This is a genomic window from Phenylobacterium glaciei (assembly GCF_016772415.1).
Classification (GTDB): Bacteria; Pseudomonadota; Alphaproteobacteria; order Caulobacterales; family Caulobacteraceae; genus Phenylobacterium; species Phenylobacterium glaciei.
The window spans coordinates 884825-900209 of the sequence record NZ_JAGSGD010000001.1 but is presented as its reverse complement, the minus strand read 5'-3'; the positions used below and the strand labels follow the sequence as shown (position 1 = coordinate 900209).

Annotated in this window: 12 protein-coding genes; 7 read left to right on the top strand and 5 right to left on the bottom strand. The window is 68.8% G+C overall.

Annotated elements, in window-relative coordinates:
- Positions 1-25: 25 nt before the first annotated feature.
- The 3 genes from JKL49_RS04400 to pdeM are packed head-to-tail and all read left to right on the top strand — an operon-like array spanning position 26 to position 4048.
- Positions 26-793, top strand: coding sequence for a DUF3313 family protein (locus JKL49_RS04400; RefSeq protein ID WP_215338495.1), 768 nt, complete (start codon positions 26-28; stop codon positions 791-793).
- A 52-nt stretch (positions 794-845) separates the two neighbouring features.
- Positions 846-3320: a ligase-associated DNA damage response DEXH box helicase gene (locus tag JKL49_RS04395; RefSeq protein WP_215338494.1), complete on the top strand. Its 2475-nt coding sequence runs from the start codon at positions 846-848 to the stop codon at positions 3318-3320.
- Positions 3317-4048: a ligase-associated DNA damage response endonuclease PdeM gene (gene pdeM / locus JKL49_RS04390; RefSeq protein ID WP_215338493.1), complete on the top strand. Its 732-nt coding sequence runs from the start codon at positions 3317-3319 to the stop codon at positions 4046-4048. The genes JKL49_RS04395 and pdeM overlap by 4 nt, the downstream gene beginning before the upstream one ends.
- Positions 4049-4052: 4 nt before the next feature.
- Here pdeM and JKL49_RS04385 read toward each other — a convergent pair whose 3' ends face one another.
- From JKL49_RS04385 to JKL49_RS04370, 4 genes are read right to left on the bottom strand one after another with little or no spacing between them, the layout of a single operon-like run.
- Positions 4053-4502, bottom strand: a complete 450-nt coding sequence (locus tag JKL49_RS04385; protein ID WP_215338492.1) for a DUF3429 domain-containing protein — start codon at positions 4500-4502, stop codon at positions 4053-4055.
- 8 nt (positions 4503-4510) lie between these two features.
- Positions 4511-5293, bottom strand: coding sequence for a TIGR02186 family protein (locus JKL49_RS04380; RefSeq protein ID WP_215338491.1), 783 nt, complete (start codon positions 5291-5293; stop codon positions 4511-4513).
- Positions 5293-6213: a sulfite exporter TauE/SafE family protein gene (locus JKL49_RS04375; RefSeq protein WP_215338490.1), complete on the bottom strand. Its 921-nt coding sequence runs from the start codon at positions 6211-6213 to the stop codon at positions 5293-5295. The genes JKL49_RS04380 and JKL49_RS04375 overlap by 1 nt, the downstream gene beginning before the upstream one ends.
- Before the next feature lie 23 nt (positions 6214-6236).
- Entirely contained in the window at positions 6237-9242 is a 3006-nt protein-coding gene (locus tag JKL49_RS04370; protein WP_249778021.1) for a peptidoglycan-binding protein, read from the bottom strand.
- A 299-nt stretch (positions 9243-9541) separates the two neighbouring features.
- On the opposite strand from JKL49_RS04370, the gene JKL49_RS04365 reads away from it, so the two are divergent.
- Entirely contained in the window at positions 9542-9745 is a 204-nt protein-coding gene (locus JKL49_RS04365; RefSeq protein ID WP_215338488.1) for a hypothetical protein, read from the top strand.
- Here JKL49_RS04365 and JKL49_RS04360 read toward each other — a convergent pair.
- The gene (locus JKL49_RS04360; RefSeq protein WP_215338487.1) at positions 9742-11418 is read right to left on the bottom strand and encodes a phosphatidylglycerol lysyltransferase domain-containing protein; all 1677 of its coding nucleotides are present in this window, start codon (positions 11416-11418) and stop codon (positions 9742-9744) included. The genes JKL49_RS04365 and JKL49_RS04360 overlap by 4 nt on opposite strands.
- A gap of 148 nt (positions 11419-11566) precedes the next feature.
- Between JKL49_RS04360 and JKL49_RS04355 the strand changes: the two genes are divergently transcribed.
- The 3 genes from JKL49_RS04355 (at position 11567) to JKL49_RS04345 (ending at position 15374) form a co-directional block, all read left to right on the top strand.
- A complete protein-coding gene (locus JKL49_RS04355; RefSeq protein ID WP_215338486.1) occupies positions 11567-12790 on the top strand; it encodes an acyl-CoA dehydrogenase family protein in 1224 nt (407 codons plus the stop codon).
- 84 nt (positions 12791-12874) lie between these two features.
- Positions 12875-14086, top strand: a complete 1212-nt coding sequence (locus JKL49_RS04350) for an acyl-CoA dehydrogenase family protein (protein WP_215338485.1) — start codon at positions 12875-12877, stop codon at positions 14084-14086.
- A 70-nt stretch (positions 14087-14156) separates the two neighbouring features.
- Positions 14157-15374, top strand: a complete 1218-nt coding sequence (locus tag JKL49_RS04345; protein WP_215338484.1) for an acyl-CoA dehydrogenase family protein — start codon at positions 14157-14159, stop codon at positions 15372-15374.
- The last annotated feature ends 11 nt before the right edge of the window (positions 15375-15385 follow it).

Genomic DNA, 15385 nt, shown 5'->3' with positions numbered 1-15385 from the left:
CCGAACGCGGCCGCCGGATTGCCTCATGAAGTTCCTGCTTGTCCTGCCGCTCCTGGCGCTCGCCGCCTGCAGCACCCCCACCCGGCAAACCGGGATGCTATCGACCTATGACGGCCTGGCGGCGAAGCCGGACGCGGTGCGGGCCAGCGTATCTGACCGCAAGGACGAGGCGGGGCTGGAGAGGGTGGGCCGGGTCGCGCTGGCGCCCACCCTGGTTGCCAAGAACACCGCTGAATGGATGACGCCGACCGAGCGCACGACCCTGCTGCGGGAGATCGACGCGCAACTCTGTTTCGAACTATCCGAACGCTACGAGATCGCCGCCCCCGACGGCGCCGCCGACGCCAAGGTGCGCGCCGTGCTCAGCCATGTGCGCCCCACGGGCCGCATGAGTTCGGCGGCCTCGGCGGCGGCTGGTTTTTTCATCCCCGGTCCCATCGGCCTGCGCGCGCCCGGCACCTTGGGTGGCCTGGGCGTCGAGGCCGAGATGGTGGGCGCCGACGGCCAGCAACTGGCCGCCATAACCTGGACACGGCAGGGGATGGCGGTGGGGACCGACAATCCCTCCCTCAGCCGGATCGGAGACGCCCTGCAGTTCGCCGAACCCTTCGCCGACGCCGCCGCCAAGGCCATGACCGCCAAGGACAGGAAGCCCATCAAGCTCGCCAAGCCCGACCCTTGCGCCCAGTACGGCTCACGGATGCGCGTCGAGGGCATGGCCGCCAAGTTCGCCACGGGACTCTATGTGCCGCAGATGAGCGGCGCGAAGGCGGAGGCGCCCGCTAGGCCCTGACCGACGCGCCTTTGCGCGTGAAACGGAACGGGAACATGCTATAGGGGCAGGGATGGCCGAAGACGCGGGCGCCGCCCCTCCCCTCCTGCCCCCGAGGTTCGCGGACTGGTTTGCGGCCCGCGGCTGGAGCGCGCGCGAACACCAGCTGGAGATGGTGGCCAAGAGCCGCGCCGGGCGCGACGCCCTGCTGATCGCGCCCACCGGCGGCGGCAAGACCCTGGCCGGTTTCCTGCCCAGCCTGATCGAGCTGGCCGAGCGCCCAAAGGCCAATACGCCGCGCGGCATCCACACCCTCTATATCTCGCCGCTGAAGGCGCTGGCGGTCGACGTCGAGCGCAACCTGATGGCCCCGATCCTCCAGATGGGCCTGCCCATCGTGGCCGAGAGCCGCACCGGAGACACCGGCCAGGCGCGCCGCCAGCGGCAGCGGATCAAGCCACCGGACATCCTGCTGACCACGCCGGAGCAGTTGGCCCTGTTCTGCGCCTGGGAAGGCGCGCGGCTCTATTTCGAGGACCTGGCCTGCGTCATCGTCGATGAGATCCACGCCATCCATGCCTCCAAGCGCGGCGATCTGCTGGCCCTGGACCTGGCCCGCCTTCAGACCTTCGCGCCCAGGATGCGCCGGGTGGGGTTGTCGGCGACCGTGGATGATCCAGATGTGATCCGCCGCTGGTTGGGCTGCGCGGCGCCGGAGCTGGAGAACCAGGTCGATCTGGTGCGTGGTCCCGCCGGGGCGGCGCCGATCGTCGACATGCTGTTGGCCGAGGGCCGGGTGCCCTGGGCCGGCCACACCGCCCAGCACGCCATGCCGGAGGTCTATGAGGCCATCAAGCAGGCCCGCACGGCGCTGGTCTTCGTCAACACGCGCTTCCAGGCCGAGTTCGCCTTCCAGGAACTCTGGAAGCTGAACGACGACGATTTGCCCATCGCCCTGCACCACGGCAGCCTGGCCGCCGAGCAGAGGCGCAAGGTGGAGGCGGCCATGGCGCGAGGCGAGCTGCGCGCTGTGGTCTGCACCTCGACGCTTGATCTCGGCATCGACTGGGGGGACGTGGACCTGGTCATCCAGCTGGCCTCGCCCAAGGGCGCGTCGCGCATGGTGCAGAGAATCGGGCGGGCCAACCACCGGCTGGACGAACCCAGCCGCGCCCTCTTCGTGCCCGCCAACCGCTTCGAGATGCTGGAGTGTCAGGCCGCCCGCGAGGCCATCGCCGAGAACCGGTTCGACGGCGACGCGGCGCGAACTGGCGCGCTGGACGTCCTGGCCCAGCACGTCATGGGCTGCGCCTGTTCCGAACCCTTCGACCTCTTGAAGCTCTATGACGAACTGGTCACCGCAGGGCCCTATCGGGATCTCGCTTGGGAAGACTTCGAACAGGTCGTGGATTTCGTCTCCACCGGCGGCTACGCGCTCAAGACCTATGACCGCTTCCGTCGGATCGTGAAGGGCCAGGACGGCCTGTGGCGGGTGCGCGACCAGGCCACAGCCCAGCGCCACCGGATGAACGTCGGCGCCATCCTGTCGCCCGCCGTGCTGGCCGTGCGCATCGCCATGGGCAAGCGCCTGCAGGGCGGGCGCAAGATCGGCGAGGTGGAAGAGGGTTATGTGGAGATGCTGGAGCCCGGCGACACCTTCATCTTCGCCGGCCAGGTCTGGTCCCTGGTGGCGGTGACGGGGCTGGACGTCCTGGTGCGCCCGGCCATGGGCAAGGACCCCAAGATGCCCTCCTGGGGCGGCTCGAAGTTCGCGCTTTCGACCTTCCTGGCCAAGCGGGTCCGCGAGCTGATGTTCGACGAGACCCACTGGAAGGTGCTGCCCAACGATGTGCGCGAATGGCTGGAGATCCAGAAGGACCGCTCGCTGATCGTGAAGGAGGAGGAGCTGCTGCTGGAGACCTTCCCGAGGGGCAAGCGCAACTTCATCGTCTGCTATCCCTTCGAGGGGCGCCTGGCCCACACCACGCTCGCCATGCTGCTGACCCGACGGCTGGAGCGGATGGGCGCCGCGCCCCTGGGGTTCGTCTGCAACGACTATGCGGTGGCGGTCTGGGCGCTGAACCCGCTGGACGGACTCGATTTCGACGAACTGTTCGCCGAGGACATGCTGGGCGACGACCTGGAATCCTGGTTGTCGGAGAGCTTCATGATGAAGCGCGCCTTCAAGGGTTGTGCGATCATCTCCGGGCTCATCGAACGGCGATTCCCAGGCGAGCAGCAGAAGTCCGGACGGCAAGTGACCTTCTCCACCGACCTCATCTACGACGTGCTGCGCCGCCACCAGCCGGACCACCTGCTGTTGCGCTGCGCCCGCGAGGATGCGGCCACCGGCCTGGTGGACGTTGCGCGGCTGGGGCAGCTGCTGGCCCGCATCAAGGGCAAGATCCGCCATGCGGCGCTCGATCACCTGTCGCCCTTCTCCGTGCCCATCCTGCTGGAGATCGGCAAGGAGCGGACGCCCGGCGCGGCCGGCGAGATGATCCTGGCGGAGGCGGAAGGCGACCTGATCGCCGAGGCCATCGCATGAGCGCGCTGGCCCAGCCCCGCCACGTCTATGACTGGGCCCCCAGCCCCTGCGGCGGCCTGCGCACGACGCTCAGCGGCGCAGCGGTGACCCTGCGCGCCAGCGGGGCGCTGTGGATCGCAGCGCAGGCCATGCTGGTGGTGGCTGACCTGCACCTCGAGAAGGGCAGCGCCTATGCCGCCCGGGGCCAGATGCTGCCGCCCTACGACACCCGCGACACCCTGCGCCGCCTGACCGCCGAGATCGCGGCCACCCGTCCGGCCGCCGTCGTGCTGCTGGGCGACACCTTCCACGATCGCGCCTCGGAGGACCGGCTGGCGGCCGACGACGCCGAGCAGCTGCGCACCCTGGCCGGCCTGACCCGGCTGATCTGGGTGATCGGCAACCACGACGCGGACGGCCCCCGCGCCCTGCCGGGCGAAGTGGCCGACGAGCTTACGGTGGCGGGCCTGCTGCTGCGCCACGAACCCCAGGCGGGGTTACAGCCCGGCGAGGTGGCGGGTCACCTGCACCCCTGCGCCAAGGTCACCGCCTCCCGTGGCACGGTGCGGCGGCGCTGCTTCGTCACCGACGGGGAGCGGCTGGTGGTTCCCGCCTTTGGCGCCTATGCCGGCGGCCTCAATATCCGCGACCGGGCCTTTTCGGGACTGTTCGCCCGCGACCCGCTCTGCGGCGCCCTGGGCGGGACTCGCGTCCACGCCGTGGGCTGGCGCTCGGTCGTCGGGGACTGATCCCCTACATCTTCATCGCCTGTTCCAGGGCCATGGCCAGGGACACCGAGGCCCCCAGGGTCAGGACCGTCATCAGGCGGGGGTAGCGAGCCGGCACGTCTGGCGCGGAATGGTCAAACAGCCACTGGACGATGAAGGCGCCCATCAGGCCGGTGATGATCCATGAGGTCGGGATGTCGCCGCGAGCCACGATCAGGCCAAAGCCGACGATCGGCGAGATGATGGACCCCGCCAGCCTCTGCCAGCGCGGCGCCTCGCGGCTGCTTTCCAGGCCCCAGCGGATGCCTCCCAGGAAGCCCAACATGATCGCCGACCAGGCCAGCAGCACATTCAGCGCATGGCTCGACCATTGCGGCGGACCATAGGCGTAGAGGCTGGCGGAAAGCGGAAAGGCGGCCAGGCCGATCAGGGCGATGGCCCACATCGGCTTGGGCGCGGAGGTCTCGGCGTCCATCACAGGCGTCAGTTCCTCCGGAAGGCGACCGAGGCGGCCCAGCCCGCGCCAAGCGCCAGGGCCATCGAGACCAAGCCATACAACCATGGGCTACGATGGGCGAAGAGGTAAAGAGTCCGCTCGATCCCGGCCTTCTCCACCGTCAGGGATCGGACCTTGCGCGAGACCGGCTGGCCGTCCTGGAACAGGATGATCTGCGCCTGGTACTGGCCGATCGGAGCGTCCGTGGGCAGGTCGATCTCGGCCTTGAACAGGTCCTTGTCGACGAAGACCACGCCCTTGTCGTCGGCGTCGTAGAGGCCAGCGTTCTCCTTTAGCCGCACCACGGCGCGGCGCCAGTCCAGATAGTCGCCCCCCAGCCGGCTCACCACCACGTCGCGGACACCGTAGCGGGTCTCGATGTGCTGCTCGAAGGGGGCGTTGATGGCCAGGTGGTCGATGCCCGCGCCCAGGCGGCGCAGGGTCCCGAAGCCGGCGATGTCGTCCAGGGGCCGGGTCGAGGCGGTCATGTAGAAGCCGGGCGCGCCGCGGAACACCACGGGGCGGCTGTTGATCCAGACCCCGGCCACCTTGGTCTTGCGGGCGATGCGGATCGGCTGTTCCGGGCCACGCACGATAACCACCACGTCGCTGGGCTTGGTGGTGGGATCGAAGACCGCGCCGTAGAGCACGATGCGCGCGCCCCGGAAGCCGGAGGTCACCCGCACCTGGGTCGTCGTCAGCGCCGCCGACACCGCGGCGGGCGAGGCGGTGAGCTGGGGCGCCGTGGGGCTGGGGATCTCGAGCGCCATCAGCCCATCCCAGACATCAGGATGAAGGGCTCGTCCGGCGTGAAGAACAGGCCCAGGCCCATCCGCAGGCCGACAGCCAAGACGATCAGGGCCAGCACGGCGCGCAACTCCTCGGCCCGGAAGCGCGAAGAGGCCTTGGCGCCGAGTTGCGCGCCCAGCACACCGCCCACCAGCAGGAGAGTAGCCAGGACGATATCGACGGTCTGGTTGCGGCCGGCCTGCAGCACTCCGGTCAGCGAGGTGGTGATGATGATCTGAAACAGGCTGGTGCCCACCACCACGCCGGCCGGCATGCGCAGGATGTAGACCATCGCTGGGACCAGGATGAAGCCGCCACCCACCCCCATGATCGCCGAGAGGACGCCCACGAAGACCCCCAGCAGGATCGGCGGGATGATGCTGATATAGAGCCGCGAACGCGGAAAGCGCATCTTGAACGGCAGGCCATAGAGCCAAGGCGGACGGCGGTCGCCGCGCGGCTTGGGCGGTTTGCCGCTGCGGCGGCGCAGGATGGACTGCACCGACTCCATCAGCATCAGGCCGCCGATGACGCCTAGGAAGAGCAGGTAGGAGAGCGAGACCACCAGGTCGGCCTGGCCCAGCAGCCGGAGCCAGCGGAAGATCTCCACCCCCACGATCGCGCCAACCACACCCCCCGCCGCAAGCACCCCGCCCATGCGGAAATCCACCGCCCGCTTGCGGGTGTAGGAGATGACGCTGGAGGTCGAGGAGGCCGCAACGTGGTTGGCCATGCTGGCCACGGCGACGGCCGGCGGGATGCCCATCAGCACCAGGACCGGCGTCATCAGGAAGCCGCCGCCGATGCCGAACATCCCGGAGATGAACCCGACAAGGGCGCCGAGCGCCACCAGGAGCGGCGCGTTCACCGAGACTTCGGCGATGGGGAGATAGAGGTCCAAGGTCGCCTTCTATGGCGGGGCTGTTACCGCGTGAAGACGGAAAGCTTGGAAACCGTCGGAGGATCGAGCGTGCCCGTGGCCTGCATGCCCTGGTCGCGCTGGTAGGCGGCGACGGCCAGCTTGAGGGCGCCCGAGGCGCTGCCGTCGGTGGGGCCCTGATAGTAGCCGAGCCGGGACAGCGCGCGCTGGGCGGTGACGACCGTCGGTGAGGCCGGGCCTGCCGCCAGGGCGGTGGCCGGGGCGATCGAGGGGTTGGGCGTGTTGGCGCGGAACGCCGCGGCCGCGCGCTCGGCCACGGTGCGGGCGTCGGGCGAGAGGCCGGCGGCCACCCGCTGAGCGCTGGAGCGGGCCTCGCCGTCGCCCGTGCGAGCGGCGACCAGATACCACTTGTAGGACTCCGCCGCGTTCTGGCCGACCCCCAGGCCCTGCTCGTAGAGGGCCGCGAGATTGTACTGGCTGTCCACCAGGCCCAGGTCGGCGGCGCGGCGGAACCACTGGGCCGCGGTGGTGGAGTTCTTCGGGCCGCCGGCGCCGGAAATGTAGGAGATGCCCAGGTTGTGCATCGCCTTGGGATCGCCGCCCTCGGCGGCGCGCTCGGTCCAGCGGCGGGCCTCGATGAGGTCCTTCTTCACCCCGCCCGTGCCGTTCTCGTAGAGCTTGGCGAGGTAGAACTGGGCGGGCGCGTGGCCGAGACTGGCGACGGCCTTGAGCTGATCCAGCCCCCCGGCCTGCTTGGCCTCCACCGCCGCAGCCGCGGTTGCGAAGCGCTGGGCCAGGTCGGCCACCGGCGGGGTCCCGGGCGCGATGGGCTGGGGCGACAGGGCGATGGCCACACGGGGGCCGTCGCCGAAGGGGGTGGTGTCGGCCTCGGCGGCCATGATTTCCTGCGACTTGCCGCCGTTCATGGCGGCGAGCGCATCGGCGACCCGCTTGGGAGGCGCGCCACCGGGTTTGCCATCCATCAGCATGAAGCTGGCGGTGGCCAGGCTGAGGCAGGCCGCGCCGCCCACCACCATCAGGGCGGTCTGCAGCGACGAACCGGCGCGACGCTTGGGTCGCGCGCCAAAGCTGGAGAACAGCGAGGTCCCCGGCTCCTTGGCGACCTTGGCGGCCTTTTCCGGACGGGCCGTCTTGGGTTCCTTGGCCCTCTTGCCCTTGCCTTCGTTCTGCACCGAGGCGCGGGCGGCGGCGCGGGCCTGCTCGATGACTTCGCGAGTAGAGAGCGGGCGGCCGGTTTCAGGCGGCGCGGCCACAGTGTTGGAGCCGATAGGGGCCTCATAGACCTCCTCGACCGGCTCTTCATCCTGGTGTTCGTCGGCGTGTTCGCCGATGGGCGCGAAGCCGTCGGCGGCCTCGAAGTCCTCGGCGTCGAAGGCCGGCCGTTCGGGCTCGCTGGAGAAGGGCTGGCCCGGGAAGCCGTCCGGCGCGTCGGGGCCGGTCTCCGGGGCTGAGAAGGCCTGGCGCGCCAGCGGATCGGCGGCGGCGCCCTCGGCGGGGCCGAAGCTGGGGAAGGGATCGGGGCCGAAGGGCGACAGCGGTTCCGGCTTGGCGATCGGCGCCCGCACGGTCGGGGCGGCGGCCACCTGTTCCGACAGCCGGCGGTGGGACTCGCCCAGGCGCGCGTCGATCTTCTCGCGAGCCTCCTCCAGCATGCGGGCGGTGCGTTCCTCGCTCTGGCGGATTCGCTCCACCAGGTCGTCGGAGGCGCGCTCGCTGCGCTGGTTCATGCGCTCGGTGACCCGGGCCACCTGTTCGCCGACATCGTCAATGGCCTGGGCCGAACGGCGCTCGGCGTTGGCGATGCGTTCGGAAAGCTTTTCGGTGATGCGGCCGATCTCGGCGCCCAGACGCTCCAGCGCCTCGGCGTGAACACTGTCGGTGCGGCCCAGCTTGCTCTCCATCGCCTGGGCGATACGGGCGACTTCGCCGCCCACCGTTTCGATCGCGTCGGCGCTGCGGTGTTCGGTGGCCTGGACACGGCGGTTGAGGTTGTCGGCCACGGTCAGCACCTCCCGGCCCATTTTCTCGATCGCCTGGGCCGAGCGCTGTTCGGCCAGGCGCACGTGATCGCTCATCTCGGCGAGCTTGCGCTCCATGCGGTCGAAGCGGCCCTCGGCGGAGACCTGGAGTTTCTGGGCGATCTCGCCGCGCGCGGCATCGACCCGGCTGCTGAGATTGGCGGCGAGCTGTTCCAGGCGGCGGTCGAGGGCCGGCGAGGCGCCGCCCTCCACCGCGCGAAGACGGCCGTCGACGCTGGAGAAGGCGTCCTTCAGCCCCTCCATGGCCGCCGCGGTGCGGGCCTCGGCGTCGGCCAGGCGGTCACCGACCCGGCTGACCACTTCCTCGATGACGACGGTAGGGTCGCCGCCGCCGCCGTGGGTCTGGACCTCGTCGACCCGTTCGCGCAGGGCGGTCAGGGTCTCACGGGTCCGAGCCTCGCCTTCGTAGAGATGGTTGGCGACCTTGCCGAGCGCCTGTTCCAAGGCGCGCAGGGCCTCGGCGGAACGCGGGCCGGCAGCCTCGCCCTCAACCCGGCGCAGGCGTTCGGCCAGCCGGGTCTGCTCGGTGCGCGCCTCGTCCACCGCGCCTTCGAAGCGGGCGGCGACGGCGACGTTCTCACGCTCGGCGATCTCGATGCGCGAAAGCGCGTCGCGGACGGAATGTTCCACGGCGCTGATGGCCAGGCCGGCGCGGCCCTCGGAATGCTCGATACGGTCGGTCAGGCGATCCAGCGCCAGGGTGACCCGGCCGATCTCGTCGGCGGGATGCTCAGGGGCCTCATAGCGGGTGGCGGGCTCGGGCGGCCGGAGCGGCGCCTGCGGACGCGGCGCCTCGGTGCGGGGCGCGTCATGACGCAGCGGCTCGTCGCGGAAGACTTCCCGCGGCGCCGGGGCGAGGAAGGCTTCGGGCCTGACGGGTTCGACCTCATCTTCGTCGGCCGCGCGCTCGGTGAAATAGGTTTCAGAGGTGACTTCCTCAGGACCCTCGTCCTCGAGGATCATGCGATTCAGCCATTCACCCAGAGTCATGCCGGAGCGCCGGGCGAGGTCCTTGGCGACCTCCCGGGCTTTTGGGTCGATCCCTTTGACGCTCCATGGCGTCCCCGAGCTCATACCGAATCGTTCTCCGCAGGACTGACTTTGGACGCTAGCCACCGATCCTTGGGGTGTAAACGCGACGTTAACGCTAGATGTAGCGTCTGAGACGATTGGCTGTGGATGATCTGGACTGTCCGGGAAACCAAGCGGGAACACGGATGGCGCATGGGTGACAGTCAAGAATCCGATCGTCTTTGCGGGGCGTCCGCACCTGCGCTACGCCGTCGCACATGACGCTTCCCGTGACCCTGGCCCTGATCGCGGCCTTCCTGGCGCTCGCCATCTTCTCCGGCTGGCGCGGCGCCCAACCGCCCAACCCGCTGAAGGGCGTGCGCATGGCGCCTCACCGGCTGATCATGGTGACGGCGGCCGCCGGCGTGCTGATCCTGCTGGTCCATCTGGTGAACCTGCTGGGCGTGGTGACGGGGCGTTAGGCCGCGAGCGGCGGAGCCTCAGGCTCCTCGGCCTTCTTGGCGGGACGCTTGGCGAGACCGGCGACGCCGCCCGAGGACAGCAGCCCGACGTCGGCCAGCAGCAGAGGGATGGCCCACTTGCGCGGGGCGGCGATGTAGCGGGGCTGCCAGACCGGATCGTACTTGTCCTTGTACCGGCGGACGCCCTGGAAATTGTAGATCTCCTCGCCGCGTTCGAAGAACAGGTTGCCGACCCGCGACATCATCGGCGCCAGCGGCCGGTCCTCAAGACCCGCCAGCGGCGCCATGCCGAACTCGAAGGCCTGGTAGCCCTGGATACGGCCCCACTCGATGAGCTCCACGAACAGATAGTCCATGATGTTCTTGGGCCCAGCGTTCACATAGCGCATCAGGTCCATGGAGAAGGAGCTCTTGGCCGCCGTGGTCCAAAGGGTGGCGAAGGCGACGATGGCGCCTTCGAAGCGCACCACCGCCACCGGGAATTCTGAGACATAGCCCGGGTGGAAGCCGCCCATGGAAAAGCCCTTCTCGCCGCCGGCATGGTCGGCCAGCCAGACGTCGGAGACCGCCGCCAGCTCGGGGATGATATCGCTGATCGCCTCGGGCGGCAGGACCTCGAAGGTCGCGCCCTCCTCGGCGGCCTTGCGCCACGCGCGGCGCAGGTTGCCCCGCCGCTTGCCCTCGATGCGGAAGCTTTCCAGCGGCACGGCGGCGGATTCACCCACCTTCTGGATGGAGAAGCCCAGCTCCACCACCTCCGGCAGGTGCTCGGCGCCGATGCCATAGATGCCCGGCCGCGCGGCGTGGGCGTCGGCCAGTTCGCGGAACCGCCACAGCAGCTCCATCTGCTCGTCCCGGCGGCCGACGGGCGCGCCCAGGGCGATCCAGGAGCGACCGCGAACGCCGAACATCAGGAAGCTCTCGCCACTGGCTGAGAACAGGAACCGCTTGTCCCCCAGCAGGGCGAGGTTGGAACCCGGCTCGGCGGCCTCGGCATTGGCCAGGATATGGCGCACGCGCTGGAAATCGTTGTCGGTTTCCCCCACCACCGGGGGCGTGGCGGCCGTCGACACCATCCGCCACAGACCAAAGGCGAACAGCGCGATGGCGGCGCCGGCCCAGGCGCGGATCGAGCGGGCGGCGTCGGCGTCCACCATCATCCGCCAGAACGGCTGGTCGGCGTAGTCGGCGTGCTGGAAGGACCACAGGCCCAGCAGGCCCGCCCCCATCAGGGCCGCGAAGGCCGAAGCCAGCCAGCCCGGGGTGATCTCCATCCGCGACAGCCGCGCGGTGCGCGGGAAGGCGCCGCGGAACGGCAAGAGTATCAGGGCGAGCGCCACCAGGGCCGCGGTTTCCTCCCAGACGAAGCCCTTCAGCAGGGACAGCGGGGCGGCCAGCAGCAGGGCGCCCATGGTCGCGCCCCAGGCGGCGCCCAGGCGGGCCCGCAAACCGAAAGCCAACATCACCAGGGTCAGGCCGACGATGCTGGAAAGGAAGTGGCTGACCTCGATCAGATAGACCGGCGTCACCTGATAGAGCCGCAGGAAGCGGTCGGGGACCGATGGCGTCGCGCCTGACGCCACCAGCATGACGCCGGCGGCCAGGATCAGGACCGCACTTATGAAGGGGGCGACCGCGAAGGCCGCCGGCTTCAGTTCTCGCCAAAATCTCATTCGCGGTCCGTGTGACGCCTGACGGCAGGCGGTCTTATAGCCGGTTTTTGAGCTTTAGGGCGGGTCAAACAAGCGTTTCGTTCCTTGCTCTTGAGGCGCCCGACGCTAATGTGGCGGGCGCAAAAGCTTGAGACCTCGGGAGGATTCCATGGCCGACTTCGGCGCTGGCGACATCGACGCGTTCCGTTCGGACGCCCGCGCCTGGCTCGCGGCCAACTACCCGGCCGAGCTGCGCGACCCTGAGGCCAAGACCGATCCCGAAGCCGTCTGGGGCGGCCGCGCCTTTGCCGGCGGCACGGACCCGCAGGCCGTCTGGACCCAGCGCATGGGCGCAAAGGGCTGGACCACCCCGACCTGGCCTAAGGAATACGGCGGCGCCGGTCTCTCGCCCGCCGAAGCGCGGGTTCTGGACCAGGAGCTGGCCGCCGGCCGCTATCGTCCCGGCGTGCTGGCCTTCGGCATCTGGATGCTGGGCCCGGTCCTGCTGGAATACGGCACCGAGGAGCAGAAAAAGACCTTCCTGCCCCCCATCGTCCGCGGCGAGATCCGTTGGTGCCAGGGCTACTCCGAACCGGGCGCCGGCTCCGACCTCGCCAGCCTCGCCACCCGCTGCGAGGACAAGGGCGACCACTGGCTGATCAACGGCCAAAAGGTGTGGACCAGCTACGCCGACAAGGCCGACTGGTGCTTCTGCCTGGTGCGGACCGATACCTCGAAGAAGCATGAGGGGATCAGCTTCGTGCTGATCGACATGCGGACGGCGGGGGTCGAAACGCGGCCGATCCAGCTGATCTCGGGCGAGAGCCCGTTCTGCGAGACGTTCTTTACCGACGTGAAGATCCCGAAGGACCACCTGGTGGGCCAGGTCAACGGCGGGTGGGAGATCGCCAAGCGGCTGCTGCAGTACGAGCGGCAGAACATTTCGGGCGGCTTCGGCGGCGGTGGCGGGGCTGGAGGCTCGGCCGCGGACCTGCCCGTGGTGGCCAAGAGTTACAATGGCGCCGATGACACCGGTAGACTGGCCGATAGCGACCTGCGCCAGCGGATCACCAGGAACGAGATGGATTTCCGCAGCCTGCGCATGACCATCGCGCGGACGGCTGCCGAAGCCAGGGCCAGCAATGGCCCGTCGGCGGCGACCTCGATCATCAAGTTCGCGGCGGCCGAGTTCGCCAAGGAGCGGTCGGAGCTGATGGTGGAGTCCATGGGTCACCAGGGCCTGGGCTGGGAGGGCGACGCTTTCACGCCTGGCGAACTGACGGCGACCCACGGCTGGCTGCGCTCGAAGGGCAACTCCATCGAGGGCGGGACGACAGAAGTGAACATCAATGTGGTGGCCAAGCGGGTGCTGGGCCTACCCGATCCGAAGTAAGCGCTTACATCCAGGGCGCCGCTCAATTTCAGGGCGGCGCGCTCACGACACTTGAAGACTGATTTTCGAAAAGGCGATTTTCCCATGGCCGATTTCGGCGGCGAAGACACCACCGCGTTCCGCAGCGAGGCCAAGGCTTGGCTCGAGGCGAACTTCCCTGACTCCCTGAAGAAGAATCCGGCCGCCCAGATGGCCGCGGCGATGGGCGGGACCGAGACCCCCGACGCCAAGGCGTGGCGCGAAGCCATGGGCGCCAAGGGCTGGGGCACGCCCACCTGGCCCGCCCAATACGGCGCCGGCGGCCTCTCCCGCGCGGAAGCCCGGGTGCTGGCCGAGGAGATGGCCGCCATCGGCGCCCGCAACCCCATCGGCGGCATGGGGGTGATGATGTTCGGCCCCACCCTGGTGGAGTACGGCACCGAGGAGCTGAAGGCCCAGCACCTGCCGGGGATCATCAAGGGCGAGGTCCGCTGGTGCCAGGGCTATTCCGAGCCGGGCTCGGGCTCGGACCTTGCGAGTCTTCAAACTCGGGCCGAGGACAAGGGCGACCACTGGCTGGTAAATGGTTCAAAGATTTGGACTTCTGGCGCAAATCTGGCTGACCGTTGCTTCTGTCTGGTACGTACCGATACCTCAAAGAAGCATGAGGGCATCAGCTTCCTGCTGATCGACATGACCGCGCCCGGCGTCGAGGTGCGGCCCATCAAGCTGATCAACGGCACCTCGCCGTTCTGCGAGACCTTCTTCACCGACGTGAAGGTGCCCAAGGACCAGCTGTTTGGCCCGCTGAACGGCGGCTGGACGGTGGCCAAGCGCCTGCTGCAGTTCGAGCGCGACAACATCTCGGCAGGTCTCGGCGGCGGCAATCTGGGCGCGGCCCAGGCGACCATGACCGTCAACGAGGCGGCCAAGCACTATGTGGGCGTCGACGAGGACGGCGTGCTGGCCGACACTGACCTGCGCCGGCGGATCACCGATCACCTGATGGAGACCCGCGCCTTCCAGCTGACGGTCCGCCGGGCGGCCGACGAGGCCCGCTCGAACCAGGGCCCCTCCTCGGCCACCTCGATCATGAAGTACGCCGGCGCCAAGATCGCCCAGGACCGCAACGAGCTGATGGTCGAGGCCATGGGTCACAGCGGCCTGGGCTGGGAGGGCGAGGGCTTCGAGGGTAACGAACTGGCCACCGTGCGCGCCTGGCTGCGCTCGAAGGGCAACTCCATCGAGGGCGGCACCTCGGAGATCAATCTCAACGTGGTGTCCAAGCGCGTGCTGGCTTTACCCGACCCCAAGTAACGGGGACTCCGAACGGGCGTGTTTTGTGTTATACTGATAGCTAAGATTTTGAATTCAGGGAGAATTTTAAATGGCTGATTTCGGTGGTGCTGATCTAGACGCTTTCCGCGCCGATGCGCGCGCATGGCTCGAGGCGAATTTCCCCGCGTCCCTGGGCAAGGATCCGGAGGCCCTGCAGGCCGCGGCGATGAGCCCCGAGGCCCCCACCGGCGACTACGCCGTGTGGAAGGAGCGCATGGGCGCCAAGGGCTGGGGCGTTCCCACCTGGCCGGCGGCCTATGGCGGCGGCGGCTTGTCGGCCGGCGAGGCCCGCGTGCTGGCCTCGGAGATGGCCAAGATCGGCGCCGTGAACCCGATCGGCGGCATGGGCGTGGGCATGTTCGGTCCCACCCTGCTGGAATACGGCACCGAGGAACAGAAGCGTAAGTATATCCCCGACATCGTCACCGGTAAGGTGCGTTGGTGCCAAGGTTTCAGCGAGCCCGGCGCCGGCTCTGATCTGGCCTCTCTTCAGACGAAAGCTGAAGACAAGGGCGACCATTTCCTGGTGAACGGAAGCAAGATCTGGACGAGTGGCGGCCAATACGCCGACATGATCTTCTGCCTGGTCCGCACCGACAGCTCCAAGAAGCACGAAGGCATTTCCTTCGTGGTCTTCGAGATGCACCAGCCGGGCGTCGAGGTTCGTCCGATCCGCCTGATCGCCGGCTCTTCGCCGTTCTGCGAAACCTTCTTCACCGACGTGAAGGTGCCCAAGGAAAACCTGATCGGCCCGCTGAACGGCGGCTGGACGGTGGCCAAGCGGCTGCTGCAGCATGAGCGTTCGGGCATGGGCGGTCGGCAGGGCGAGGGCGGTAACCGCTCCAAGGCCGACATCCTGGGCGTGGTGGCCAAGAAGTATGTGGGTGAGGACGCCCAGGGCCGTCTGGCCGACAGCGATCTGCGCCACCGCATCATCGCCAACGAGATCGACCAGCGCGCCCTGCAACTGACCGTGCGCCGCGCGGCCCTGGAATCCCGCAGCAATTCGGGTCCGTCGGCCGCCACCTCGATCATGAAGAACGCCAACATGAAGGTCGCCCAGGACCGGGCCGAGCTGACCCTGGAGTTCATGGGCAACCAGGGCCTGGGCTGGGAAGGCGCGAATTTCACGGCCGAGGAACTGACCGCCGTGCGTGGCTGGCTTTCCGGCAAGGCGGGTTCGATCTATGGAGGATCCAACGAGGTGCAGAACAACATCATCTCCAAGCGGATCCTGGGCCTGCCGGACCACATCCTGCAGCACTGATACTGGGGGCG

Excerpts from the sequence above, each read along its gene's own strand:
- JKL49_RS04360 (WP_215338487.1), bottom strand. The coding sequence starts at position 11,418 with ATGAGATTTTGGCGAGAACTGAAGCCGGCGGCCTTCGCGGTCGCCCCC.
- JKL49_RS04355 (WP_215338486.1), top strand. The coding sequence starts at position 11,567 with ATGGCCGACTTCGGCGCTGGCGACATCGACGCGTTCCGTTCGGACGCC.
- JKL49_RS04365 (WP_215338488.1), top strand. The coding sequence starts at position 9,542 with ATGACGCTTCCCGTGACCCTGGCCCTGATCGCGGCCTTCCTGGCGCTC.
- JKL49_RS04345 (WP_215338484.1), top strand. The coding sequence starts at position 14,157 with ATGGCTGATTTCGGTGGTGCTGATCTAGACGCTTTCCGCGCCGATGCG.
- JKL49_RS04370 (WP_249778021.1), bottom strand. The coding sequence starts at position 9,242 with ATGACTCTGGGTGAATGGCTGAATCGCATGATCCTCGAGGACGAGGGT.
- JKL49_RS04395 (WP_215338494.1), top strand. The coding sequence starts at position 846 with ATGGCCGAAGACGCGGGCGCCGCCCCTCCCCTCCTGCCCCCGAGGTTC.
- JKL49_RS04350 (WP_215338485.1), top strand. The coding sequence starts at position 12,875 with ATGGCCGATTTCGGCGGCGAAGACACCACCGCGTTCCGCAGCGAGGCC.
- pdeM (WP_215338493.1), top strand. The coding sequence starts at position 3,317 with ATGAGCGCGCTGGCCCAGCCCCGCCACGTCTATGACTGGGCCCCCAGC.
- JKL49_RS04380 (WP_215338491.1), bottom strand. The coding sequence starts at position 5,293 with ATGGCGCTCGAGATCCCCAGCCCCACGGCGCCCCAGCTCACCGCCTCG.
- JKL49_RS04400 (WP_215338495.1), top strand. The coding sequence starts at position 26 with ATGAAGTTCCTGCTTGTCCTGCCGCTCCTGGCGCTCGCCGCCTGCAGC.
- JKL49_RS04385 (WP_215338492.1), bottom strand. The coding sequence starts at position 4,502 with ATGGACGCCGAGACCTCCGCGCCCAAGCCGATGTGGGCCATCGCCCTG.